We start from the raw sequence: 24,967 nt of genomic DNA on the forward strand, positions 1-24,967 counted from the left end.
CCTGGTGCGATCCACCGCATCGCTGCCACTGCGCGTCCTCGACACCGGCGTCCGCACCACCGCGCTCGTCGCCACCGCCGGCGTCCACCTCGTCGGCGACACCACCCGCGCCGCGGCCGCCGGGCCCGCGTCGCTCGTCAACGCCGTCACCGACGTCGTCGCCGAACTCTTCGGCGGCGAATCCTCCCGCCGCTGTTGGCAGGGCGCAGAGCGGTGCTGGATCGAGGTCCGCGGCCTCGACGACGCCGCCCCCGACGGTGACCTGGCCCGCGCCGTGCGCGCGGCACTCGAGGGTTGCCGCGGCGTCGACTCCGTGAGCCTCAACCACCCGCTGTCCCGTGCGGTCGTCCACACCGACGGCACCGAGGTGCTCGAGGAGCTGTGCGAAGCCGTCGCGGCCGCCGAGGACCGTCTGGGTGCCCGACGAACCGACGAGCCCATCGACCTGCCCGCCGACCCGATCGTCCTCGCGAGCAGCACGACGGCCGTCGGCGCCAACCTGGTCGGGCTGGCGGTCACCGTCGCCGGCCGCGCGCTGGCGTGGCCGCGCTTCGCCCCCGGCATGGCCGCGGCCGTCGCGTTCGTCGACTACCAGCCGCGCCTGCGGGCCCTGGTCGAGGAGTGGCTCGGCGACTCGGCCGCCGACACCGCGCTGTCCCTGGCGGCCAGCATCGGCTATACCCTCGGGCAGCAGCCGACGTCGTTGGGCGTCGACCTGTTCATGCACCTCGTCCGGCTCGGCGAGACGCGTGCCGGTGCCCAGGCCTGGCTGGACCGCGAACCGGACCTCGCCGGACACGCCGACGCCGACGGGCTCGTTCGCTCCCGCGAGCGGCCGGTCCCGCTGCCGCTCGGCCCGGTGGAGAAGCACGGTGACCGCAGCGGCGTCGTGCAGGGCGTCGGCGCCGTCGGCCTCGGCGTCGCCACCGGCGGCATCAACGGTGCCGCCACCACCGCGCTCGTCGCGGCGCCGAAGGCGGCCCGCAACTCCCGCGAGGCCTTCGCCGGCACCCTCGGCCGCGGGCTCGCCGAACACCACGGCGTGCTGCCGCTGAACTCCGACGCGCTGCGCATGCTGGACCGCGTCGACGCCGTCCTGGTCGACCCCCGGGCGCTGTGCACCGACGAGTTGCGGGTCGGCCGCATCCGCGGCGTCGCGGACCACCGCCGCGCCGAGGCGTGGCAATGGGCGCAGGACCGACTCGACGCGCTCGGCGCCGGCTGGCACGACGTGCCCTGGGCCGAGGGTCGGGTGCTGATCCGCCACGCCAACCATCCGCTCGCCCCGGCGCTGCTGCGCGAGGTGCGGCGCAGCGACGCCGCCGTCGTCTCGGTGGACGTCGCGGGCCTCGACGATCTGCGGCCCGCCTTCGACGACCTGCACGCCCACGACGGCGACCTCGACGCCGGCCTGGCCGACGCCGTGCGCGCGCTGCAGCGGGATGGCCGCACGGTCGCCGTGGTCTCCGTGGACGCCGCGCAGGCGATGGCCGACGCCGACGTCGCGATCGGCGTCACGGCCGACGGCGCCTGGTGGCACGCCGACCTCGTCGCCGCCGACCTGGCCGGTGTGTGGCGGATCCTGCACGCACTGCCGGCCGCCCGCCGGGCCAGTGAGCGCGGCGTCCAATTGGCTACCGGCGCTTCGCTTCTCGGCGCTCTTCTGATGGTTCCGGGTGTCCGCGGACGCGGTCCCGGGCCGGTGACCGTCGGCGCGGGCACCGGTGGCTGGATCGGCTACCGCATGGCGCGCACGGTGCTCGCGGCCGAGGTTCCGGCCGAACGGCCGACGCGGGAGTGGCACGCGATGTCGGCGGAGCAGGTGCGCGACCTGCTCCCGGCGAGCGACCCGTCGGACCGGTTGCGCGACGCGCCGCGGCCGTCGCGGGTGCATCGCGCGGCGCGCGGCGTCGCGCCGGTGCGCGACAACCTGGCCGACTTCGCCTCGGCCATACGCGAGGAGCTGTCCGACCCGCTGACGCCGGTGCTGGCGATCGGCTCGGCGGCCAGCGCGGTGCTGGGCTCGCCGATCGACGCGATCCTGGTCGGCTCGGTCCTCACCGGCAACGCCGCGCTCGCGGCCGTGCAGCGGCTGCGCGCCGAACGCCTGCTGCACCGGCTGCTGGCGGTGCAGGACCCGCCGGCCCGGCTCGTGCTGGGTGACGACGGTGACGACTACGCGACCGCCGACGCGACGGCGCTGCGGCCCGGTGATGTCATCGAGGTCCGCCCGGGCGAGGTCGTGCCCGCCGACGCCCGGCTCGTCGAGGCGACCGACCTCGAGGTGGACGAGTCGTCGCTGACCGGTGAATCGCTGCCGGTGCCCAAGCGGCTTGCGGCCACGCCCGCGGCTGCGGTCGCCGAACGCGCGTGCATGATCCACGCGACGACGACGGTCGTCGCGGGCACCGCGGTGGCGATCGTGACCGCGGTGGGCGGGCAGACCGAGGCGCGGCGCGCCGAGCTGACCCCGGGTGCGCAGACCGACGCGATCGGCCTGCAGGCCCAGCTGAGCGAGCTGACGAACAAGGCGTGGCCGGTGAGCCTGGCAGGCGGCGGCGTCGTGACGGCGTTGAGCCTGCTGCGCCGCGGCAACCTGCGCCAGGCAATCAGCAGCGGCGTCGCGGTCAGCGTCGCCGCGGTACCGGAGGGGCTGCCGCTGGTGGCCACCCTCGCCCAGCAGGCGTCCGCACGGCGGCTGTCGGGGCTCGGCGCCCTGGTGCGCAGTCCCCGCTCGGTCGAGGCGCTCGGCCGCGTCGACGTCGTCTGCTTCGACAAGACCGGCACGCTCAGTGAGAACCGGTTGCGCGTGACGTCCGTCGACGCCCTCAACGGCGAGGACCGCGACGGCGTGCTGCGCGCCGCCGTCCGGGCGACGCCCAGGGCCAACGGTGACGGGCACGAACACGCCACCGACGCCGCCGTGGCGGAGGCCGGTATCGACGTCGACGGCGTCGACGTGGACGCCGACGCGCACCTGCCGTTCCGCTCCGGCCGTCCGTTCTCGGCGTCGATCCACGGCACCCAGCTGACGATCAAGGGTGCCCCCGAGATGCTGCTCGGCGCGACCGACGCCGACGCCACCGAGCGCGTCGCGGCGATGGCCGCGGACGGACTGCGCGTCCTGGCCGTCGCGACCCGCGAGCTGACCGACGCCCAGGTGCGGGATGCTCGCGCGGACGCCGATGCGTTCGACGAGCTGTGCCGTGGCGGCCTGCACCTGATCGGTCTGCTGGGCCTCGCGGACACCCCCCGTCCGGAGTCGGCGGCGGTGCTGGCCGGGCTCGCCGCACACGGCATCGAGGCTCGGCTGATCACCGGCGACCATCCCGTCACGGCGAGCGCCATCGCCGCCGAACTCGGTCTGCCCGTCACCCTCGACCAGGTCATCACCGGCAACGACTGGGAGGCGCTGTCGCGGCGCGACCAGGAGCGCGCCGTGCGCGAGCGGATCGTGTTCGCGCGGATGTCGCCCGAGCACAAGGTCCAGATCGTCGAGACGCTGCAGCGGCTGGACCGCGTGGTGGCGATGGTCGGCGACGGCGCCAACGACGCTGCGGCGATCCGGGCCGCCACCGTCGGGATCGGCGTTGCCGCCCGCGGCAGCGACCCCGCCCGCACCGCGGCGGACGTCATGCTGCTCGACGGCCGCATCGGAGCGCTGCTCGACGCGCTCGACGAGGGCAGGCAGCTGTGGCAGCGGGTGCAGGCCGCGGTGGCCGTGCTGCTCGGCGGCAACGCCGGCGAGGTCGGCTTCGCCATCCTCGGCACCGCGCTGACCGGGCGGGCGCCGCTCAACACCCGCCAACTGCTGCTGGTCAACATGCTCACCGACGCCTTGCCGGCGGCGGCGCTGGCGGTGAGCCGGCCGACGTCGTCGGCGTCCGGGGCGGGCAACGGTCCCGACGAGCGTGCGCTGTGGCGGACGGTCGGCGTGCGGGGCGCGACCACGGCGGGCGCGGCGACGGCCGCGTGGGCGATGGCCGGCGTGACCGGCCGCCCGCAGCGGGCGTCCACGGTGGCGCTGGTGGCTCTGGTGGCGACGCAGCTCGGTCAGACGCTGATCGATTCGCGCAGCCCGCTGGTCGTGGGTACGGCGCTGGGTTCACTCGCGGCGCTCGGCGCGCTGGTCAGCACGCCGGGCGTGAGTCAGCTGCTGGGCAGCACGCCGCTGGGCCCCGTGGGTTGGGCGCAGGCGCTGGGCACCGCGGCCGGCGCGACGGCGATCGCGGCGGTCGCCCCCCGCGTCCTCGCCCGGTCGGGCAGCGAAGCAGCGGGTCAGTCGTCGACTTCGAGCACTCCGACTCGCCAGAGCACGGCGTACAGCTCGCGCAACGGCCACGTCAACGCCGTGGTGACGACGTCCGTCAACGGATCGGAGCCCGCGGAAACAGCCACGTCTGCCACGCTGGGAGAAGCAGGCGACCGCACGTCGAATACGCCATGACGAGGAGATGACGAATGGTCGAAGTGTCACGGCCCGACAGTCACCGCGACGCCGTCGAACGGGTCCGCGAGGCCAGTGGCTTCGCGGTGAATCTGCCGCTCGTCGGTCGGGTCACCGTGCCCCGCCCCGAGCACCTGGCGTACTACGGCGCGCTCGGCGCGCTGGTGGCGCTGGAACTCATCGAGTGGCCGATCGCCCTGGCGATCGCCGCAGGTCACGTCCTGATGGAGAACCAGCACAGCGAGATCGCCCGCGATCTCGGCGAGGCGCTCGAGGACGTTTGACCCGTCGACGTCGGCCCCCGAAACGCCGGCGAGCCGGGCCCGCGACACGTCGCGAACCCGGCTCGTCGGATGTACGTCAGGCGCCCAGCGTGCGCTGGATGTCGCCCTTCATCGCGTTCAGCTGTGCCCCCCAGGTACCCCCAACCGTGGGTGCCGTTGGGCGGGAAGTTGAACGTGGCGTTGCTGCCGCCATCGGCGGTGTAGGCCTGCTGGAACGCCCGGTTGCTGTCCTGGGTGATGGTCTCGAGCAGCTGGCCGGGGATGTCCCCGCCGCCACCGAGGTCGCCCGGGCGGCCGTTGCCGGTGTAGACCCAGATCCGGGTGCCGTTGGAGACCAGCCGGCCGGCCTGCAGCGTCGGGTCATTGCGCTGCCAGTCCGGGCCGCCGCCGGGACCCCACATCGCCGTGGCGTCGAAGCCGCCCGCGTCGCGCATCGCGAAGCCGACCAGCGTCGGCCAGATGCCCTGGCTGAGGTTCAGGAAGCCCGAGAGCGACGCCGCGTAGGCGAACTGGTTCGGGTGGTAGGCCGCCAGAATGAGCGCGGCGCTGCCGGACATCGACAGGCCGACGACGGCGTTGCCGCTCGGCGAGATGCCCTTGTTGGCCGACAGGTAGGCCGGCAGCTCCGAGGTGAGGAACGTCTCCCACTGGTAGTTGTAGGTCTGGCCGTTGCCGACCGCCGGGTTCTCCCAGTTGGTGTAGAAGCTGGACATGCCGCCGACGGGCATCACCACGGACACGCCGGACTGGTAGAAGGTCTCGAACGCGGCGGTCTCGATGTCCCAGCCGCTGTTGTCGTCGCGGGCGCGCAGACCGTCGAGCAGGTAGACGGCCTTGGGGCCGCCGCCCTGGAAGCGCACGGGGATGTCGCGGCCCATCGCGGCCGACGGCACCATCAGGGTCTCGACCGGCAGACCGGGGCGCGAGTAGGCGGCCGCGGTCGCGGACCCGCCGGCCACGGCCACCAGGCCGGGCAGCATCAAGCCGACCGCGACGGCGGCGAACAGCCGACGCAGCCAGGTGGATTTTGGAGTCATCAGTTCTTGCACATCCTTTGCGGCGTGCGCCCGCGGCGCTGCCGGATTGATTCGGTGGATCGCCGGCACGGTTCGATACCTGGCCGCCGGACGAGGCGCTGCCTGCTCAGCGCCTCAACCATGACGTCGGGCTGATAACCGCTTTCGTTACGGTCAATCCTTACGATTCCGTCATGTCCTCGCGGAAGCGCAGCGCGAGCTGGGCGCGCGACCGGATGCCGAGCTTGCGGTAGATCTGCGTCATCCTCGCCTCGACGGTCTTCGGGCTGACCAGCAGCGTCTTCGCCACGTCCCGATTGGTGAGCCCGCGGGCCACCAGTTCGGCGATCGCGCGTTCCTGCTCGGTCAGTCCGCGGTCCGTCGCGGGGTGCAGCCGTTCCCGCTCGACACGGGCGCGGTCGGCCCATGCGGTCGCACCCATGCGCTCGAACTCGGCGAGGCACGCCGCCAGCGTGTCCTCCGCCTCGGGGTGACGCCGGCGCCGCTGCAACTCGCCGAGCAGCAGCTGCGTCCTGGCCCGTTCGAAGGGCAGCGGCAACCGGTCGTGCACCGCCATTGCGTCGGTCGCGACGTGACGTCGCCGCGCGCGGCGAGGCACATCGCGCGGGCCCGCAGGCCGGCGGCCACGAGCCGCGGCCGGGACAACCGGTGACCGGCGCGCTCGAGCGCGACGATCAGCGGCTCGGCCTCCGACGTACGACCCAGTCCGATCAACGCCTCGACCGCGTCGGGCACCCACCACAGGTTGGGGACGTCACCGCCGCCGGGCAGCTGCGCGACCATGGCGAGCAGCGGCGCGTGCACGGCATGGGCGGCCGCGTAGTCCGCCACCGAGACGTCGGCGAAGGCCCGGAGCAGGGCGGGCCACGCCGCGAGGTGCGGTGTCCTACCACGGTCGGCCAGCTCCATGGCCTCGGCGGCGTCGGCGCGGACCCCGGACAGGTCGCCGGTATGGGCGGCCACCATGGCGCGCAGCGTCAGCGCGATGATGCGGATGAGGTCACCGCCGGCCATCTCGGCGCGGACCATGTTCTCCTCGGCGGTGCGGCGGGCGCGCGCGAAGTCCCCGCGCCACACGTCGATGAGCGTCGCGTGCCCCGCCATCGCCATGACGTCGTTCTCTGCGCCGCGCGCGACGCAGCGCCGCTGCAGGTCGGCCGCCGCCGCGGACGCCTCGTCGAGGTCGCCGATCCAACCCCGGATGAAGACGTTGACCGCGCTGGCCCGCAGCCCGAACAGCACGTCGGCGTCCGGGTCCTCCGCGTCCAGGGCGCGCGCGAGGGCGGCGGTGTCGACGCCGCGGCCGAGGTGGAACTCGGCGGTGACGCGCATGGCCAGGGCCTGGCTGAGGAGCGACGGCTCGCCGACGTCCTCGGCCAGCCGAACCGCCTCGGTGATGCAGTCCATCGCCGCGCCGTGCGCACCGCTCTGGAAGTGCGCGAAGGCCAGCAGGGTCATGGTGGCCGACCGGGTGGCGGGGTCCGCGGCGCCCTCGGCGAGCGCCCGTTCGACGAGGCGCGCGGCGGCGGCGAACGAGTCGGCGTAGACGTACACCCGTGCGAGCTGATTCAGTGCCCGGGCGCGCACCGGCCCGGCCGGCAGGTCGGCGATCACGCCGTCCAGCAGCCGTTCCGCGCGGTCCAGGCTGCCGGCCCGGAAGTGGTGGTCGGCGGCGAGCAGTCGTCGCTCCGGATCGGTGCCGTCGAAGCCGATGGCCAGGTCGAGCAGTTCGGCGGCGGCCGCGGGCGCGCCCCGGGCGCGGGCGCTCGCCGCCGCGTCGTCGAGCGCCCCCACGATCGCGGTGTCCGCGGTGGTCGACGACAGGGCCAGATGTCGGGCCCGCGGTTCCGGCGCCTCGACGATCCGGGCGAGGCGCGCGTGCAGTGCCCGACGGCGGTCGGCACCGGCCAGGTCGTAGACGCCGCGCGCCAGCAGGGGATGGGTGAACCGGATGCGGTCGCCGTCCAGGGCGACGACGCCGTCGTCCTCGGGTTGGGCGAGCAGGTCCTCGACCTCGTCGGCGGTGCGGTCGCCGACGGCGGCCACCAGGTCGATGGTCGGCGCATGGGCGGTCGTGGCCGCCAGCAGGACGTCACGGGTGGCGGCGGAATAGGCGGTGAGGCGCGTCGCGACCAGCTCGGCGAGCGACGGCGGCAGCTCCGCATCGCCGGACGCGTCGTGGCCGGCCATGGAGCGCGCGAGTTCCAGTGCGTAAAAGGGGTTTCCGCCGGACAGCTCGGCGATGCGGGTGACGGTGGCGTGCGAGAAGCGCCCGCCGAGATGCGCGACGAGCACCTCCCGCAGCCCGACCGGACCCAGGGGACGGACCCGCAGCCGTGTGGTGCCCGGCGGCCCGTCGACCTGCAGGCCGGCGGTCGCGCGGGTGCGGTCCCCGTCGGTGCGTTCGGCTACCAGGACGCCGACCCGGCCGCGGAGGCGGCGCACGCCGAAGGCCACCACGGCGCGGCTGGAGGCGTCGAGCCACTGCGCGTCGTCGATCGCGACCAGGACAGGCGCATCGGCCGACAGGTGCGCGGCGAGGGCCAGGAACGCCGAGGCGAGCACGCGCTCGTCGGTGGCCGGACCGGTGTCACCCGCACGCTCGAGCACGCGGTGCAGTGCCATGCGTTGAATCGGAGTCAGGTGTTCGACGTCGACGAGGTCCACGCCGAACTCGAGGTTCTCGAGCAGATCGGCGAGCACGCCGTAGGCCAGCCGGCTGCGCGTCTGCTCGGCCCGTGCGGTCAGGACGCGGAAGCCGCGGCTGCGCGCCTCGGCCACCGCATGCTGCCACACCGTGGTCTTGCCGATCCCGGCCTCGCCCTCGACGACGAGGACCGCCGGGCGCATGGTCGCGAGCTGGAGGAAGTCCTCGACTGCGCGGGACTCGACCGGCCGCTGCGGCATCCCCAGGTGTTGCGCCATCGATCAGCTCGGCAGACGATCTCGCGTGCCTACCCCCACCCGTCCCCCTTCACCCGCACGAACCCCGCGTTGCGTGTACCCCGTCGGCGGGTCAGCTGAACGGCGGCCGCCCGTCGAGCCGGGCCGACCCGGCCCCGGCGCGCCGCCACACCCGGGCGATCCAGTCGTCGTCCTCGTCGGTGACGAGGTTGCCCATCACCCGCACCGCGAGGCTCATCAGCGCGTGCGAGCGCATGCCGACCGGCCCGGCCAGCGGCAGGAAACGGGGGATGGTCAGCAGCAGCGCCAGCCGCCGCGCCACCGAGAAGCCGTGCGCGTAGTGCCGGCGCAGCTCGGCCGGCCAGGCGTCGGTGTAGTCGGCGCGGGAGGTGCCGCTGCCGAGCATCTCCGCGGCGAGCCGACCGGTCTCCAGGCCGTAGTCGATGCCCTCGCCGTTGAGCGGATTGACGCACGCGGCCGCGTCGCCGACGAGCATCCAGTTGGGTCCCGCGACGCCGGACACCGCGCCGCCCATCGGCAGCAGCGCGGACAGCGCGGCACGCGGCTCGCCGTCGAAGCCCCACTCCGCGCGCCGCAGCCCGGCGTAGTAGGCGAGCAGCGGCCGCAGCGCGGCGTCGGCGGGGCGCTTGGTGGTCGCCAGCGCGCCGACGCCGATGTTGGCCTCGCCGTTGCCGAGCGGGAAGATCCAGCCGTAGCCGGGCAGCACCTCGTCGGCGGGGGAGCGCAGCTCGAGGTGCGAGGTGATCCACGGCTCGGAGGCGCGCGGCGTGGCGACGTAGGCGCGGATCGCGACGCCGTACACCGTCTCCTGGTGCCAGGTGCGACCGAGCGCGCGTCCCAGCGTCGAGCGGGCGCCGTCGGCCACGACGAGGTCGACGCAGCCCACCTCGGTGCCGTCGTCGAGCGTCACCGAAGTCACCCGGCCCGACGAGTCATGGTCGACGGCAACGGCTTTCGCGCCGAGACGCATGGTGGCGCCGTCGTCGGCGGCGACCGACCGGATGCGGTCGTCGAGTTCGGTGCGCGGCACGGCGCTGCTCACCGGCGGGAACGACGGACCGGGCCAGGGCACCTCGACGTCGGCGCCGAAGCCCGACATCCGCAGTCCGTGGTGCCGGATGCGACCGTCGAGCCAGTCGCCCAGCCCGAGCTGCCGGAGTTCGGCGACTGCCCGTGGGGTCAGACCGTCGCCGCAGGCCTTGTCGCGAGGGAACCGCTGGCTGTCGACGACCAGGACGTCGCGTCCGGCGCGCGCCGCCCACGCGGCGGCCGCGGAGCCCGCCGGTCCGGCGCCGACCACCACCACGTCATGGGTCGTCATAGTCCGGTCACTCCGCTCCTACCTGCCAGCTTGCCCCCGGTCCACAGTATGTTGGTGCCATGAGGACACCGGCGACCGTGGTCGCAGGCGTGGACTTCGGCGATGCTGATTTCGCTGCGCGGGTGCGCGACGGAGTGGCACGCGTCGAGGACCTGATGGCCACCGAGCTGGGCAAGGCCGACGAGCTGATGGCCGAGGCCGTGCAGCACCTGTTCCAGGCGGGCGGCAAGCGCTTCCGGCCGCTGTTCACCGTGCTGTCCGCGCAGCTCGGCCCCGAGCCCGACGCGTGGCAGGTGACCGTGGCGGGCGCGGTGATCGAGCTGGTGCACCTCGCGACGCTGTACCACGACGACGTCATGGACGAGGCGCAGGTGCGCCGCGGCGCCGACAGCGCCAACGCCCGGTGGGGCAACAACATCGCGATCCTGGCCGGCGACTACCTGTTCGCGACCGCGTCGCGCCTGGTGTCCCGGCTCGGGCCGGAGGCGGTCCGCATCATCGCCGACACCTTCGCCGAGCTGGTCACCGGCCAGATGCGCGAGACCCGCGGCGCTGCCGACCAGGTCGACTCCGTCGACCACTACCTCAAGGTGGTCTACGAGAAGACTGCCTGCCTCATCGCCGCGTCGGGTCGCTTCGGTGCGACGTTCTCCGGCTCCGACGCCGAGCAGATCGAGCGGCTGGCGCGCCTGGGCGGCATCGTCGGCACCGTCTTCCAGATCTCCGACGACATCATCGACATCGACAGCGACCCCGACGAGTCGGGCAAGGTGCCGGGCACCGACCTGCGGGAGGGCGTGCACACGCTGCCGGTGCTGTACGCCCTGCGCGACACCGGGCCGGACGCCGACCGGTTGCGGACGCTGCTGGCCGGTCCGGTGGAGGACGACGCCGACGTGGCCGAGGCGCTGGCGCTGCTGCGGGCCTCGCGCGGCATCGCCCAGGCGAAGGAGACGGTGGCCAAGTACGCCGCCGACGCCCGCGCCGAACTGGAGCACCTCCCTGCCGGTCCCGGGCGCGACGCGCTGGCGGGGCTGATCTCCTACACCGTCACGCGCCACGGCTGAGCGTTCCGGAACCCGGACGCCCCCGTCGCGCGTTCTGATGAGCGAGTACCCGCACCCGAGGCGCCTAGGAGGTTGTCGATGACCTGGCATCCGCACGCGAACCGCGTCAAGACGTTCATGCTGCTCGTCGGCTTCTCCGCCCTGATCGTGTTCGTCGGTGCCCTGTTCGGTCGCAACGTGATGTTCCTGGCGGTGCTGTTCGCCGTCGGCATGAACGCCTACGTCTACTTCAACAGCGACAAGATGGCACTGCGCGCGATGCACGCCCAGCCGGTCACCGAGCTGCAGGCGCCCGCGATGTACCGCATCGTGCGCGAGCTCGCCAACGCCGCGCACCAGCCGATGCCGCGGCTCTACATCAGCGACACCGACGCCCCGAACGCCTTCGCCACGGGCCGCAACCCGCGCAACGCGGCGGTGTGCTGCACGACCGGCATCCTGCGCATCCTCGACGAGCGCGAACTACGCGCCGTGCTGGGCCACGAGCTGTCGCACGTCTACAACCGCGACATCCTCATCTCCTGCGTGGCGGGCGCCATGGCGTCGGTGATCACCGCGCTGGCCAACCTCGCCTTCTTCGCGAGCATGTTCGGCGGCAACCGCGAGGGCGGCACCAACCCGTTCGCGATCCTGCTGGTGTCGCTGCTCGGCCCGATCGCCGCCACCGTCATCCGGCTGGCGGTGTCCCGGTCGCGGGAGTACCAGGCCGACCAGTCCGGTGCCGAGCTGACCGGTGATCCGCTGGCGCTGGCCAGCGCACTGCGCAAGATCAGCCGCGGAGTGGAGGCGGCCCCGCTGCCGCCCGAACCGCAACTGGCGGACCAGGCGCACCTCATGATCGCCAACCCGTTCCGGGCCGGCGAGAAGATCGGCAAGCTGTTCTCCACCCATCCGCCGATCGCCGACCGCATCGCGCGGCTGGAGGCGATGGCCGGCCGCGATCCGGGGCACTTCTGACCGGTGGCGGTTAGCCGGTGGCGGGTGTGACGGTAGGGGTGCGCCCACCGAAGGCCTGCTCTACTCTGATCGCGTGCTGACCAGAATCCTGATCGGCCTGGTAGCTGCGGGGGCAGCTGCGTTCGGTGGATCCGCCGTGGCGGTCGCCGAGCCGGAACCAGCGCCGCCACCGCCCCCGCCCAACCCGAACGCGTTCGCGCCTGTGCAGCCGTCGGCGTACGCGATGCAGGACGGCGAGATCTACGCGTTCGCGATCCCCGGCGACATCGCCTGCATCATGAGCCGCGGCACCGGCAGCTATGGCTGCTCCGGCCCGATCCCCGCCGCCCCCGGTGGCGCGAACGCCGTCACCGGCGCCCAGCAGGGACCGCCGTCGTTCGCCGTCGCGGACCGTCCGCTGTACCTCTTCGACACGCTGCCCAAGCGCCTGGAGCCCGGCACGCGGATCAGCTTCCGCAACGTCACCTGCGGCACCGACGGCACGACGACGGTGTGCCAGAACAACTTCGATCAGGCGGGCTTCGTCATCAGCCCGGGCGGCAGCTTCATCCTGAACGCGGACAACCCGCTGCTCGACCGACCCGACGGCCGCAATCCCTACTTCAACTGACGTCAGAAGCCCGAGCCATGTACCTCGTGGCCGGGCTTCTCGGCGACCAGTCCGTGGTAGGCCTGCTCGACGGTCGAACCGTGGTTCACCACCCCGTCCACCTCGCGGGCGATCGGCATCGCGATGCCGTACTTGTCGGCGAACTCCATGATGACGCTGGCGGCCTTGACGCCCTCGGCGACCTGGTTCATGGCGGCGACGATCTCGTCGATCGACTTGCCCTGCCCGAGCTGCTCGCCGACGTACCGGTTGCGGCTGCGCTGGCTGGTGCACGTCACGATCAGGTCGCCCATGCCGGCCAGGCCGGAGAACGTCTCGCGGCGCCCGCCGATCGCCTCGCCGAGCTTCGACATCTCGTTGACCGCACGGGCCATCACCATGGCGCGGGTGTTCTCGCCGATGCCCAGCGAGTAGCCCATGCCGACGGCGATCGCGTAGACGTTCTTCAGCGCGCCCGCGATCTCGACGCCCACCACGTCGTCGGTGGTGTAGGTGCGGAAGCGCTTCGTGCGGAACAGGTCTCCGAGGTTTGCGGCGAGGTGCTGGTCGGGCATCGCCAGCACCGCCGCGGCGGCGTAGCCGTCGGCGACCTCGCGGGCGATGTTCGGTCCGGCGAGGATGCCGGCCGGGTGGCCGGGCAGCACCTCGTCGACGATCTGGCTCATCCGCATGTTGGTGCCTTGCTCCAGGCCCTTGACCAACGACACCACCGGCACCCACGGCCGCAGTTCCTTGGCGAGTTCGGTGAGGACCGCGCGGAAGCCGTGCGACGGGACGCCCATGACGATGACGTCGGCCGACTGTGCCGCCTCGGAGAAGTCCGTGGTGGCCTTCAGCGACTCCGGCAGTTCGACCTCGTCGCCGAGGTACTTGGTGTTGCAGTGCCGTTCGTTGATGTCGACGGCGGTCTCCTCCGAGCGCACCCACTGCAGTGTCGGCCCGCGCCGCGCGCAGATGGAGGCCACGGTGGTGCCCCAGGAGCCGCCGCCGAGCACGACGACCTTGGGTTCGCGTTTCGCAGAAGACATGCGCCTCAGCGTATGGCCGCCCGCCGCTCGTTTCGCCGAAATGACATTCCCCGTGACCAAGCGCGTCGCCTGGCCACCGTCACTGCCGTCTCGGCGCGTCTCAGCGGTAGTTGACGAACTGCAGCGCCACGTCGAGGTCCGCACCGCGCAGCAGCGCCTGGACGGCCTGCAAGTCGTCGCGCTTCTTGGAGCTGACCCGGATCTCGTCGCCCTGGATCTGCGCCTTGACGCCCTTGGGTCCTTCGTCGCGGATGAGCTTGGTGATCTTCTTGGCGTCCTCGCTGCTGATGCCCTGCTTCAGGGTGCCGCTGACCCGGTAGGTCTTGCCGCTGGCCTGCGGGTCGCCGGCGTCGAAGGCCTTCATCGAGATGTCGCGACGCACCAGCTTCTCGGTGAAAACGTCGACGGCGGCCTTGACGCGCTCCTCGGTGGAGCTGACCAGTTCGATGACCTCGTCGCCCTTCCAGGCGATCGTGGTGTCGGTGCCGCGGAAGTCGAATCGGGTGGACAGTTCCTTGGCCGCCTGGTTGAGCGCGTTGTCGACCTCCTGACGGTCGACCTTGCTGACGACGTCGAAGCTTGAATCCGCCACTGGACTCCTCCTCGGTTGGGTGCGTTTTCGTCTTCGGACATCCTCGTTGTACCCTGCTAGTCGCACCAAATCCGGACAGGTGCGATACCCGGCAGGTTGCCCGAGCGGCCAATGGGAGCGGACTGTAAATCCGTCGGCTAACGCCTACACAGGTTCGAATCCTGTACCTGCCACACTCCGTCAGGCCCCCTCTCGAGGGGGCCTGACCGATTTCCGGGCGCCGACCCGATCCGCCTAGCGACACCCCAGCGTGTTCTTAGCTTCCGCTCAGCCCCACGGCGTAGCGTTGTCCGCGCGGGCGTCGGCCTACCCCCCCAGCGCCGCGCCCGCACGTTGGTCTCGCCGGCTCCCTTCCCCCCGGGAGTCGGCGAGTCACCATTATCAACATCCGCCGGCGATCTGTGGCCCGGTGATCGAGCCGAACACCAGAGCGATCCTCGTCGTCGCCGCGGACGGCGCCATCGCGATGCCCACGTCGGTGTTGCGGCAATCGACATTCGTGAACTGCGCCATCGACAGCGCCTGGGTGACGGCCTCGCCCACGGAGGCGGCGTCGGCGACGACGGGCCGGGTGGTGCCCACGTAACCGTGTGGGTCGACGGCGCCCCGGGCCAGCAGGTCGCCGGCTGCGGCGTCGAGCGCGCCCGACCGCACCAGCGCCGGGCAGCCGTCCCGGTCGCGCGCCGCCGCCAGCCGGTCCAGCACCTGATCGGTCGTCGACTCCGCACCCGCGATGCCCGCGCCTGGAACGATCGCCACACCGGCCGCCACGATCGCGCACACCGCTGTCGCCACTCGGTTCATGCCACTCTCCTCGTCGCCCCGACTCAGGCAGCGTCGCACGCGACCCGATCGCGGGAGCCCGAATTGAGCGGAACGTGTGCGCTGTCGACGACGGGGTACGCCGCCGCTAGCGTTCGCTCAGGTTGGTTGCGCTGGTGCGGTCGTCAGGTAGTCATGGCAGGCAACCCTGTCGTTCAGACCGAAGCGCAGTGCCGTGACCGCCGCACTCACGTGCCGTAGGCGAGCGCCGGCGCGGCCGTGACGAACCCGCGGCACGTGCACGGTCGCGGCGCGTGCTCCCGCGCGGTGTGGTCCTCGCAATCGATGCACGCCCCACAGGTCCCGAACGCCGAATGGTCCGGTTCGGCGTGGCCGCAGCGACACCGTTCGAAGTACTCCATGTGAACCCCCCTCGTCGACCCTAACCCCGCGGTGGCGGAGACGCGATCACGTAATCGGGGCATACCGAATGACGGCGCCGCGCAAACGGAACCGTGAGGCAGCCAACAGTCAGCGCACCCGACCGGGGGAGGGCGGTTCGTCGCGGCCGGGGCGGCGTCGCAGACGGTTCCGGACCCGCGCGACGACGCCGACGACGGACGTCAGCCCGCCGACCACGAGGGCCACCGGCCACGAGGGTTCCCTGCCGTAGTCATCGTCGTCGTCCTGCACGCGTCCAGTGTCCCCGGGCCGGCAGCCAACGTCGACCTCCTCGACCACCCGGCGCGCGAGCGCCCCGGGGTATACGCTCGCGGACACAATCGAACAAGCCGTTGACGCGTGGCGGGAGAACCTTCGCAGCCGGGATCCGAGGCCGCGACAGGCGCCGTAGGAGCAACGTCCTCCCCGGGAATCTCTCAGGCCCCATACCGCCGCGTCGAGGCGACTCTGGAGAAAGCGCGGCGCCGTCGCCGGGCTTACCGAAGGTGAAAGGCGCACGGGCGCCGCAACTCTCAGGTATCAGGACAGAGCGGGGAGGTGTCCAGTCCACGGTCCGGCTCTGCCCGGACCCGAGCCGGAGGCGCCTCGATGACCATCAGCGTGTTCGACCTCTTCACGGTCGGCCTCGGGCCGTCCAGTTCGCACACCGTCGGTCCGATGCGTGCGGCGGCGCGCTTCGTCGACGGCCTCGTTGAGACCGGTCGGCTCGCCGACGTGCGCCGCGTGCGCGTCGAACTGTTCGGCGCGTTGGCCGCCACCGGCGCGGGCCACGGCACGCGGGAGGCCGTGCTGGTCGGACTCGAGGGCCGGCATCCCGAGGACCTCGACCCCGACGACATGGCCGCCTGCCTGGACCGCATGCGGGCGTGCGGCGCCGTGCGTCTCGGTGGGCGCGTCGCCGTGCCCCTCACCGAATCCGACATCCTGCTCTCCCCGCAGACGGTGCTGGACCGCCACCCCAACGCGCTCACCGTCACCGCCGACGACGCCGACGGTGCGCGGGTCGCGGCGCAAACCTACTTCTCCGTCGGTGGCGGGTTCGTCGTCGCCGACGGCGAACCCGAGCCCGAACCGGCATTCGCGGGCGTCGACTTCGGCTCCGCCCGCGAACTCTTGGACCTCACCGCCGCGCGCGGGGCGTCGATCGGTGAACTCATGGGCGAACACGAGGCGTCGCTGCGCCCCGCCGACGAGGTGCGCAGCGGCCTGCTGCACATCCGCGACGTCATGGTGGCGTGCTTCCACCGCGGCATCACCCGTGACGGGGTTCTGCCCGGAGGTCTTCGGGTGCGCCGTCGAGCCCGGGCCTGGCACCAGCGACTGCTCGTCGAGGACCCGGAACGCGACCCGTTCTTCGCCGAGGACTGGGTGAATCTCGTCGCGCTGGCGGTCAACGAGGAGAACGCGGCGGGCGGCCGCGTCGTCACCGCACCGACCAACGGCGCCGCGGGCATCATTCCCGCCGTGCTGCACTATGCGACGCACTACTGTCCGGCCGGGCGGCACGACCCCGACGGCACGGCAGTGCGGTTCCTGCTGACGGCGGGTGCCATCGGATCGCTGTACAAGGAGATGGCGTCGATCTCCGGCGCCGAGGTGGGCTGCCAGGGCGAGGTCGGCTCGGCGGCCTCGATGGCCGCGGCCGGGCTCACCGAAATCCTCGGTGGCACACCGGCTCAGGTGGAGAACGCTGCGGAGATCGCGATGGAGCACAGCCTCGGGCTGACGTGCGATCCAATCGCGGGACTGGTGCAGATCCCGTGCATCGAACGCAACGCGATCTCGGCGGGCAAGGCGATCAACGCCGCCCGGATGGCGATGCGCGGCGACGGCACGCATCGCGTCAGCCTGGACGAGGTCATCGCCACCATGCGCGCCACGGGCCGTGACATGAGCGCGAAGTACAAGGAGACGGCCGCCGGCGGGCTGGCGGTCACCGTGAACGTCGTGGAGTGCTGAGGGCGGCTAGCGCGGAGCAGTGCCGTGGCAGCGCTTGTAGCGCTTGCCGCTGCCACAGAAGCACGACACCCGGCCCGGGATCGGCATCTCGTGCAGGAGTCCAGTGCGGGCCTTGTCCACCACCTCGGCGACCTGGGCGGGTGGCGCGGCCTCGTCGGCGACGACGTACAACGTCAGCAGCACGTTGATCACCGTGGTGAGCAGTGCGGCGACCGACGCTCCGCTGGTGCCGACGGGTTGGCGGTGCAGCCACGCCGCGAGGCGTTCCGACGAGGGCGCGACGGCGCCCGCGAGCGCGTCCAGCGAGGCGGCCGCGTCCGCTTGCGTCACCGCGGCGCGCAGGCGGTAGAGGTCGTTCGGCGTCAACCGGTAGAAGATCCCGGCGAGTCCCGCGGTGTTGATCGCCGGACCCATCCCGGCCGCGACATCGTCGTCGTCCACGAGATCCCCTCGATTGCGCCCGAACAGGTCGAGCGGCAGCGTGCGGGGATGGTCAGCCATTGATCAGGTATAGCCGATCGTTCAAATCGTGAAACGAGCGGTGGCTCACCTCACGTCGGCGCCAATGCAGGCGTGGCGCATGTGGCCGAACGGGTGGTCACAGATCGGGCAGGCCCCGTCGTCGGCCGGAACGGGTGCGTCGTGCAGCCGCCACCGGATGGCGAAGCGCGAAGCGGTGTGCGTGAGCAGCGTCGTGAACATGTCCGTCCCCCCAGACGTCCGATGTGTATCTTCCCCTGCGTCAGTTTATACCAAAGGTCCGACAAAGGGTGACGCGAATCACCTCGGGGGCGCGGGAGCGGGCGCCGGGGTCGGAGCCGGGGCTCCCGGCGCGGGGGCCGGAGCCCCGGGCGCGGGGGCCGGTGCGCCGGGCGCGGGCCCCGGTCCCAGGAGTTGGCCCTGCTCGGGTGGCGGCGCAAGCTGCTGCTCGGCGGCCGGCGGTGTCGGCGGCGCGGCCGGAATCCTGTCGACCTCGCTGCCCTTGACCAACAGCACCGTCAGCGCGATGAGGCCGGCGAGCGCGGCCACCGACAGCACTGCCAGGCCGTACCAGAGCACGGTCGGCGCCTTGTCCTTCTGCAGCGTCGTCATCGGATCACCCCTTCGCGTGGCCCGAGTGTAGCGATACGAAATGGGCACTGACTGTCAACCTCGCTGCAGAAACCGGCGCCGAGGCCCTCAGTCGTTGTCGCCACCAGTGGAGGACGCCGCGTCTCCGCTGAAGGTCGCGCCGTGCGAGGACGGCCACTGCCAGTCGCGCACCTCGGGGATGTCGTCGCCGTGGGTGCGGGTGTACTCGCGGGCGGCGATCCGCTTGTCCACCATCTGCTGGCGCAGCGTCGCGCAGGTCGAACCGAGGAAGGGCACGCGGTCGATGACGTCGATCACCAGGTGGTAGCGGTCGAGGTCGTTGAGCATCACCATGTCGAACGGCGTCGTGGTGGTGCCCTCCTCCTTGTAGCCGCGCACGTGCAGGTTCTCGTTGCCCGCGCGGCGGTAGGTCAGGCGGTGGATGAGCCACGGGTAGCCGTGGTAGGCGAAGATCACCGGCTTGGTGCGCGTGAAGATCATGTCGAACTCTCGGTTGCCGAGTCCGTGCGGATGCTCCTTCTCGTCCTGCAGCCGCATGAGGTCGACGACGTTGACGAAGCGAATCTTCAACTCCGGCAACTGCTTTCGCAGGATGTCGACGGCCGCCAGGCCCTCGAGCGTCGGCACGTCGCCGGCGGTGGCGATCACCACGTCCGGGTCCTCGCCGAGTGTCTCGGTGCCCGCCCACTCCCAGATGCCGAGCCCGCGGGTGCAGTGCGCGACGGCCTCCTCCATCGTGAGGAAGTTGGGGCTCGGTTGCTTGCCCGCCACGACGACGTTGACGTACTGGCGCGACCGCAGGCAGTGGTCGTAGGTCGACAGCAGCGTGTTGGCGTCCGGCGGCAGGTAGACGCGCACCACCTCGGCCTTCTTGTTGACGACGTGGTCGATGAAACCCGGGTCCTGGTGGCTGAACCCGTTGTGGTCCTGGCGCCAGACGTGGCTCGAGAGCAGGTAGTTCAGGCTGGCGATGGGTCGCCGCCACGGGATGTGGTTGCTCACCTTCAGCCACTTGGCGTGCTGGTTCACCATCGAGTCGACGATGTGGATGAACGCCTCGTAACAGTTGAACAACCCGTGCCTACCCGTCAGCAGGTATCCCTCGAGCCAACCCTGGCACTGGTGCTCGGACAGCATCTCCAGCACCCGGCCGGCGCGGGCGAGGTGTTCGTCGACCTCGGGGCCGAGGAACTCGGCGTTCCACTGCTTGTCGGTCGCGTCGTACACCGCCTGCAGCCGGTTCGACGCGGTCTCGTCGGGGCCGAAGATGCGGAAGTTGTCCGGGTTGAGTCGCACGACCTCGGTCAGCCACTGGCCGAGCACGCGGGTCGACTCGGCGATGGTCGAGCCGGGCGCGGGGACGTCGACGGCGAAGGTGCGGAAGTCCGGCAGCCGCAGGTCCTTCAGCAGCGAGCCGCCGTTTGCGTGCGGGTTGTCGCTCATCCGCAAGTGCCCCGGCGGCGCCAGCTCGGCGATGAACGGATCGAGTGCACCGTTCTCGTCGAACAGTTCCCCGGCGCGGTAGGAGCCGAGCCAGTCGGCGAGGACCTGCAAGTGCTCGGGGGTGTCGCGGGCGTTCGACAGCGGCACCTGATGTGCCCGCCACGAGCCGGTGGTCTTCTTGCCGTCGATGGCGTCCGGCCCGGTCCAACCCTTGGGCGTGCGGAACACGATCATCGGCCAGCGCACCGGACGGTCGTCGTCGGCGGGCCGGGCCTTGATTTTGGCGATCTCGTTGAGCACGGTGTCGAGGAGTTCGGCGAAGCGGTGATGCGCGGCGGCGTGGTCCTTGGCGTCGTCCTCGCCGACCTCGAAGAAGTACGGGTTGTGACCGTACCCAACGAACAGGCTGCGCAACTCGTCGGTGGGGATGCGGGCCAGCACCGTCGGGTTGGCGATCTTGTAGCCGTTGAGGTGCAGGATCGGCAGCACGACGCCGTCGTTGACGCGGTGGGTGAACTTGTTGGAGTGCCAGCTGGTGGCCAGCGGACCGGTCTCGGCCTCACCGTCGCCGACGACGGCGGCGACCAACAGGTCCGGGTTGTCGAACGCAGCGCCGTAGGCGTGCGAGAGCGCGTAGCCCAGCTCGCCGCCCTCGTGGATCGAGCCGGGGGTCTCCGGCGCCACGTGCGACGGGATGCCGCCGGGGAAGGAGAACTGCTTGAAGAGGCGGCGCAGCCCCTCGGTGTCGCCGGTGATGTCGGAGTACACCTCGGAGTACGTGCCGTCGAGGTAGGCGTTGGCCACCAGACCTGGTCCGCCGTGACCGGGACCGGTGACGTACATGGTGGACTGTTCGCGCTCGGAGATGGCGCGGTTGAGGTGGGCGTAGAGGAAGTTGAGGCCGGGCGTGGTGCCCCAGTGGCCCAGGAGTCGGGGTTTGACGTCCTCGCGCGACAGCGGCGTGCGCAGCAGGGGATTGTCGAGCAGATAGATCTGGCCCACCGACAGATAGTTGGCGGCGCGCCACCACCCGTCGACCTGGGCGACCTTCTGGTCGTCGATGCCGATGGCGTCCTGATGACGCCACGCGGTCGTGTTCCAAATACTGGTCATGGCGCTCCTCGCCGGGGCCGGGTGCGTGTCCGGCTCCCATGTAACCCGTATTCGCGGCCCCATGCAGAATGCACATCCGAATGTTCATCCGACGCTGGTTCGGGGTATTAACCGACGGGGCCGAGGCGGGACAAATCCGCCGGGGAATGGCTTCGCGCCGTTCGAGGTTGTCCTGTAACGCAAAGCGGCGACTGGACGATTTCCCAGGCAGTGTGATGGACTGATCGCACTGAATTGGCATGTCACCGCCAATTCCCAGACATTGAACGCAAGGGTCGGAAGGTAAGAGAGAATGCGACTTGCTACGAAGATGATGTTCGTTACCAGTGGCGTGGCGATGTCGCTGTTCGCCGGTAGCGGAATGGCGGCTGCAGCGCCCGACACCGAGGCGATCGTCAACTCGACGTGCACCTACCCGCAAATCATCGCCGCGGTCAACGCTCAGGATCCGGCGGCCGGGCAGCAGATCACCAGCAGCCCGATCGCGACCGGTTACCTGCAGAGCTTCGTGGCCTCGGGCCCGGAGCAGCGCCGCAACTACATCGCGCAGGCCCAGGCCGTGCCGGAGATCACCAAGTACTACGGGCTGATCAACACGGTGGCCGCCACCTGCAACAACTACTGAGCTCACCGCTCGCACGAACACCGGCCGTGTCTCACGGCCGGTGTTCGTCGTTTCCGGGGCTTTCGGTGAGGAAATCGGCCAGCCGGGCATTGCCGGCGCCGACCGTCGCGGCCATGACGCCGACGGCCTCCGCACGGGCCGTGGGCTCGATGGGCAGCTCGGCGAACATGCGGCGCAGCAGGTTCAACCGCGAGGACTCCAGCCACGCCGCCAGGTCGTCGTCGGCGAGCCAGCGCACCTGGGCATCGTGATCCGCCATGGCCACCCGCAGCCAATCGGCCGGGACGTCCGGATGCGGGACGGGACGGCACAGGTCGTTGCGCTGGTCGTCGTCGGACGCCGCGTGTTCGACGTGGGCGATGAGCGCTGAACTGAACACCTGCTGACAGCCGCGAATGCTCTGCAGCGTGATGCGGTCGTCGGCGAACACCGGGACCGGCGGGCGTCGGGTCAGGCCCGCGGCGGTGCAGTCGACGTAGAGGGTGCCCGGTACCGCGTCGACATCGCCGCCGTCGAGGCGCAAGCGGTCGCCGCCGACGTGGCGCACGTGGCCGCGCCGGACGACGTCGACGATGCTCCGCAGGTGGTCCAGTTCGGTCATCGACACGATGGCGCAGTGGTACATGCTCGGTTCGACGGCCGGGTCGATCCGCAACAGGATGCCGTCGGCCTCCAGCCGGGCGAACAGGTCCGCGCGCGACGTGGCCTCGAACGCGGCGCGGAGCTGCGCGCCCAGCGCGGCGCGCGTGCTTGCCGTGAAGCGCGCGCCGGGTTGCACGTTGGCCCGGTTCATCAGCCAAGAGTCCCGCGGCATGATCCAGCGCAGCCGATCCGGCGGAATTCCGTTGCGCAGCAACCACAGACATGAGTCCATGCCGGTCTTGCCTGCGCCGACGATGGTGAAGCGGTCGTGGCCGGCGGCGTGGCGCGGCAGGTCATTGGGCGGTACCACCGTGACGCCGTCGTCGACCGAGAACGGCGGCGGGCGCATCGCCGGCACCACGGTCCGCAGGTAGGTGGCATCGACGAGGCGGCGCCGGATGGTGACGGTGTGCTCGGCACCGTCGAGGGTCCGGAAGCGGTTGCCGCCCAGATGCCGTGTCGACGGCAGGTAGCTGAGTCGGCCGGTCGGCAGGAGTTGGTGCCGCAGGAGCTGGTCGTAGTAGGCGCACACCTCGTGGCCGGATGCCAGCTCGAAGAAGCCTTCGTTCCAGCCGCCGGTGTCGACGACGTCGTCGCCGAAGGCGCGGGAGTTGACGCCGTAGTACGCCGACGGCTGGTGCAGGCGGACGAACGGATACGCCGAATGCCAATGCCCGCCAGGCTGATGGCCCTCGTCGATGAGCGTGACGGTCGCGGTGGTCTCGTGCAGCATCGTGTCGACGAACGCCATGCCCATGGCTCCGGCGCCCACCACCAGGTAGTCCGTCTCGGATCCGTCCATCGGGCGACGCTACGCCGACCGCGCTCCCGCCGTGGTCGATCCGGCGCGGCGGGATCTCAGCCGCCGATCACCGTCTCCCCAAACTCGGCGATGGTCTCCGGCGGCGCGAAGTCGGCGAACCAGACGTAGATCCGTCGGGCGCCCTGCTCCTCGAGCATCCGGAAGTGCTTGGTCAGCTCGCCGGCATCACCGCACACCAGCCCCGGACCAAGGTGGCCGAAGCGACGCCGGGCCTTCTCGGTGACGGCCGCCGCGTCGTCACCGGCGCGGACGAAGCCGGTCATCTGCTGCACCGAGGCCTTGGCGTCGCCGATCTTCGGCAGGAATTCTGGCAGCCGGTCGACGTAGGTGGCGGGCAGGTTCCACCAGTCGGCGTACTCGCGGACCAGCGCGAGCATGCGCGGCCCGACGCCGCCGAGGACCAGCGGGATGGGCCGCGTCGGGGTGGGGATTTGCGCGCCGACGTCGGCGGGGTCCCAGTACCGCCGCAGCGCGGCGAGGGTGTCGCCGAGCGCGTCGACGCGGGCGCGCGGGCCGGCCGTCGTCAGGTCGAACTTGGCCAGCTCGTCGGGCATGGAGCCCGCGCCGAGGCCGAGTTCGAACCGCCCGCGGGAGGCTTCGGCGAGTGTCACGGCCTGCTTGGCGAGGACGGCGGGATGGCGGAACGCGTCGCAGAGCACCAGGTGGCCGAGCAGCAGGCGCTCGGTCTTCGCGGCCACCCAGGTGGCGACGGTCATCGCCTCCCAGATCGGGCTGCTCGGGGCCATCGGTGTCTCGAGGTGGTCGAGGAAGGCGATGCCGTCGAACCCCGCGGCCTCCGCAGCCAGGGCCTTCGCGACCAGATCGTCGAGACCCTGCCTGCTCTGCGGGACGTAGAGGAACCACTCGACCATGCGCGCTCCGAAACCCTCGATCGGTCTGCGCGAGCTGCCTATACTCGCGCACAGCGATGGTAACGGCATTCTCCTGTGCGGAGAGGCCATTCTCGGGCGAAGGTGGTCGACGTGGCAGGACGCTGCGAGGGCAGGGTGGCTCTGGTCACCGGCAGCAGTCGGGGACTCGGCAAGGCGATCGCCCAGGCGCTCGCGCGCGAGGGCGCCACGGTGGCGCTGACCGCCCGCACCATGGACCCGGACCCCAGATACGACGGCTCCCTCGCGCAGACGCGCGACGAGATCAACGCCGACGGCGGGCGTGCCGTGGCGGTTCGGGCCGACCTCTCCCGCAGCGAGGAGCGCGAGCGGCTGTTCGCGGCGGTGGTCGACGCGGTCGGTGCGCCGGACATCCTCGTCAACAACGCGGCGGTGACGTTCCTGCGGCCCCTCGACGGGTTTCCCGAGAAGCGCGTCCGGCTGATGCTGGAGATGCACCTACTCGGTCCACTTCAATTGTGTCAGTTGGCGATCCCGGCGATGCGGGATCGTGGCCGCGGGTGGATCCTGAACGTCACGTCGGTGGGCGGTGACCTGCCCGAAGGACCGCCGTTCTCCGACTTCGACCGGGAGGCCGGGTTCGGCGTCTACGGCACGGCCAAGGCCGCACTCAACCGGCTGACGAAGAGCCTGGCGGCCGAACTGTACGACGACGGCATCGCGGTCAACGCGGCCGCGCCGTCGGATCCCGTCGCGACGCCCGGGGCCGGCACCCTCGACCTCGCGAAGACCAAGACCGAGGACATCGCGCTGATCACCGAGACGGCGCTGACGCTGTGCACCGGCGATCCGCGCACCGTGACCGGGCGCATCGCCCACACACAGCCGTTCCTGCGCGGAACCGGTTGGCTGCGTGAGTGAAACGGA

Annotated in this window: 21 protein-coding genes, 1 tRNA gene, 2 pseudogenes and 1 riboswitch; of the genes and pseudogenes, 9 read left to right on the plus strand and 15 right to left on the minus strand. The window is 71.5% G+C overall.

Annotated features, from left to right (window positions below; genetic code table 11):
- Positions 1-4: 4 nt before the first annotated feature.
- A pseudogene (locus tag FZ046_RS10230) lies at positions 5-4,306 on the plus strand (HAD-IC family P-type ATPase); the annotation flags it as partial.
- Here the strand turns inward: FZ046_RS10230 and FZ046_RS28300 are convergent.
- Entirely contained in the window at positions 4,279-4,431 is a 153-nt protein-coding gene (locus tag FZ046_RS28300; RefSeq protein ID WP_407664478.1) for an Rv1535 domain-containing protein, read from the minus strand. The pseudogene FZ046_RS10230 and the gene FZ046_RS28300 overlap by 28 nt on opposite strands.
- Positions 4,432-4,461: 30 nt before the next feature.
- Here FZ046_RS28300 and FZ046_RS10235 point away from each other — a divergent pair, with 30 nt between their 5' ends.
- A complete protein-coding gene (locus FZ046_RS10235; RefSeq protein ID WP_070353582.1) occupies positions 4,462-4,731 on the plus strand; it encodes a hypothetical protein in 270 nt (89 codons plus the stop codon).
- A 76-nt stretch (positions 4,732-4,807) separates the two neighbouring features.
- Here the strand turns inward: FZ046_RS10235 and FZ046_RS10240 are convergent.
- From FZ046_RS10240 to menJ, 4 genes and pseudogenes are all read right to left on the minus strand, one after another.
- Positions 4,808-5,768, minus strand: a pseudogene (locus FZ046_RS10240) (esterase family protein).
- Between the two features lie 160 nt (positions 5,769-5,928).
- Entirely contained in the window at positions 5,929-6,189 is a 261-nt protein-coding gene (locus FZ046_RS10245; RefSeq protein WP_170292415.1) for a response regulator transcription factor, read from the minus strand.
- The gene (locus FZ046_RS10250; protein ID WP_083298271.1) at positions 6,114-8,693 is read right to left on the minus strand and encodes an AAA family ATPase; all 2,580 of its coding nucleotides are present in this window, start codon (positions 8,691-8,693) and stop codon (positions 6,114-6,116) included. The genes FZ046_RS10245 and FZ046_RS10250 overlap by 76 nt, the downstream gene beginning before the upstream one ends.
- Before the next feature lie 91 nt (positions 8,694-8,784).
- Positions 8,785-10,014 carry a menaquinone reductase MenJ gene (menJ, locus tag FZ046_RS10255; protein WP_070353583.1) on the minus strand — a complete coding sequence of 410 codons (1,230 nt, stop codon included), beginning with the start codon at positions 10,012-10,014 and terminating at the stop codon, positions 8,785-8,787.
- 59 nt (positions 10,015-10,073) lie between these two features.
- On the opposite strand from menJ, the gene grcC1 reads away from it, so the two are divergent.
- The 3 genes from grcC1 (at position 10,074) to FZ046_RS10270 (ending at position 12,648) form a co-directional block, all read left to right on the plus strand.
- Positions 10,074-11,081 carry a nonaprenyl/(2E,6E)-farnesyl/geranylgeranyl diphosphat synthase gene (gene grcC1 / locus FZ046_RS10260; protein WP_170292416.1) on the plus strand — a complete coding sequence of 336 codons (1,008 nt, stop codon included), beginning with the start codon at positions 10,074-10,076 and terminating at the stop codon, positions 11,079-11,081.
- Positions 11,082-11,159: 78 nt separating this feature from the next.
- A complete protein-coding gene (htpX, locus tag FZ046_RS10265) occupies positions 11,160-12,038 on the plus strand; it encodes a zinc metalloprotease HtpX (protein WP_070353585.1) in 879 nt (292 codons plus the stop codon).
- 73 nt (positions 12,039-12,111) lie between these two features.
- A complete protein-coding gene (locus FZ046_RS10270; protein ID WP_070353586.1) occupies positions 12,112-12,648 on the plus strand; it encodes a hypothetical protein in 537 nt (178 codons plus the stop codon).
- Positions 12,649-12,650: 2 nt separating this feature from the next.
- Here the strand turns inward: FZ046_RS10270 and FZ046_RS10275 are convergent, their stop codons facing one another.
- Together FZ046_RS10275 and FZ046_RS10280 are read right to left on the minus strand one after the other, a co-directional pair.
- The gene (locus FZ046_RS10275) at positions 12,651-13,676 is read right to left on the minus strand and encodes an NAD(P)H-dependent glycerol-3-phosphate dehydrogenase (protein ID WP_070353587.1); all 1,026 of its coding nucleotides are present in this window, start codon (positions 13,674-13,676) and stop codon (positions 12,651-12,653) included.
- Between the two features lie 100 nt (positions 13,677-13,776).
- A complete protein-coding gene (locus FZ046_RS10280; protein WP_070353588.1) occupies positions 13,777-14,268 on the minus strand; it encodes a YajQ family cyclic di-GMP-binding protein in 492 nt (163 codons plus the stop codon).
- 90 nt (positions 14,269-14,358) lie between these two features.
- On the opposite strand from FZ046_RS10280, the gene FZ046_RS10285 reads away from it, so the two are divergent.
- A tRNA-Tyr gene (locus tag FZ046_RS10285) sits at positions 14,359-14,441 on the plus strand.
- Positions 14,442-14,649: 208 nt separating this feature from the next.
- Here FZ046_RS10285 and FZ046_RS10290 read toward each other — a convergent pair.
- On the minus strand, positions 14,650-15,072 hold the full coding sequence (locus FZ046_RS10290; protein WP_125939726.1) for a hypothetical protein: 423 nt from the start codon (positions 15,070-15,072) through the stop codon (positions 14,650-14,652).
- Positions 15,073-15,561: 489 nt separating this feature from the next.
- Entirely contained in the window at positions 15,562-15,723 is a 162-nt protein-coding gene (locus FZ046_RS27370) for a hypothetical protein (protein ID WP_170292417.1), read from the minus strand.
- Positions 15,724-15,929: 206 nt separating this feature from the next.
- Positions 15,930-16,030, plus strand: a riboswitch (glycine riboswitch).
- Positions 16,031-16,080: 50 nt separating this feature from the next.
- Between FZ046_RS27370 and FZ046_RS10295 the strand changes: the two genes are divergently transcribed.
- Complete coding sequence (locus FZ046_RS10295) at positions 16,081-17,451, plus strand: L-serine ammonia-lyase (protein ID WP_070353590.1); 1,371 nt, start codon at positions 16,081-16,083, stop codon at positions 17,449-17,451.
- Positions 17,452-17,457: 6 nt separating this feature from the next.
- On the opposite strand, the gene FZ046_RS10300 is transcribed toward FZ046_RS10295, so the two are convergent.
- The 4 genes from FZ046_RS10300 to FZ046_RS10310 all read right to left on the minus strand — a co-directional run bounded on the left by FZ046_RS10300 (position 17,458) and on the right by FZ046_RS10310 (position 21,099).
- Positions 17,458-17,952 (minus strand): SEC-C domain-containing protein, encoded by a 495-nt coding sequence (locus FZ046_RS10300; RefSeq protein WP_070353591.1) that lies wholly within the window; start codon positions 17,950-17,952, stop codon positions 17,458-17,460.
- Positions 17,953-17,997: 45 nt separating this feature from the next.
- Positions 17,998-18,153, minus strand: a complete 156-nt coding sequence (locus FZ046_RS27375) for a hypothetical protein (protein WP_170292418.1) — start codon at positions 18,151-18,153, stop codon at positions 17,998-18,000.
- 78 nt (positions 18,154-18,231) lie between these two features.
- Positions 18,232-18,543 (minus strand): hypothetical protein, encoded by a 312-nt coding sequence (locus tag FZ046_RS10305; RefSeq protein ID WP_149484240.1) that lies wholly within the window; start codon positions 18,541-18,543, stop codon positions 18,232-18,234.
- Positions 18,544-18,630: 87 nt separating this feature from the next.
- A complete protein-coding gene (locus tag FZ046_RS10310; protein WP_070356205.1) occupies positions 18,631-21,099 on the minus strand; it encodes a phosphoketolase family protein in 2,469 nt (822 codons plus the stop codon).
- Positions 21,100-21,391: 292 nt separating this feature from the next.
- On the opposite strand from FZ046_RS10310, the gene FZ046_RS10315 reads away from it, so the two are divergent.
- Positions 21,392-21,724: a hemophore-related protein gene (locus FZ046_RS10315; RefSeq protein WP_070356206.1), complete on the plus strand. Its 333-nt coding sequence runs from the start codon at positions 21,392-21,394 to the stop codon at positions 21,722-21,724.
- A gap of 31 nt (positions 21,725-21,755) precedes the next feature.
- On the opposite strand, the gene FZ046_RS10320 is transcribed toward FZ046_RS10315, so the two are convergent.
- A complete protein-coding gene (locus tag FZ046_RS10320; protein WP_070356207.1) occupies positions 21,756-23,168 on the minus strand; it encodes an NAD(P)-binding protein in 1,413 nt (470 codons plus the stop codon).
- A gap of 56 nt (positions 23,169-23,224) precedes the next feature.
- On the minus strand, positions 23,225-24,061 hold the full coding sequence (locus tag FZ046_RS10325; RefSeq protein WP_070356208.1) for an LLM class flavin-dependent oxidoreductase: 837 nt from the start codon (positions 24,059-24,061) through the stop codon (positions 23,225-23,227).
- Between the two features lie 111 nt (positions 24,062-24,172).
- Here FZ046_RS10325 and FZ046_RS10330 point away from each other — a divergent pair, with 111 nt between their 5' ends.
- Entirely contained in the window at positions 24,173-24,961 is a 789-nt protein-coding gene (locus FZ046_RS10330) for an SDR family NAD(P)-dependent oxidoreductase (protein WP_070356209.1), read from the plus strand.
- The last annotated feature ends 6 nt before the right edge of the window (positions 24,962-24,967 follow it).

The organism is Mycolicibacterium grossiae (assembly GCF_008329645.1).
GTDB lineage: Bacteria > Actinomycetota > Actinomycetes > Mycobacteriales > Mycobacteriaceae > Mycobacterium > Mycobacterium grossiae.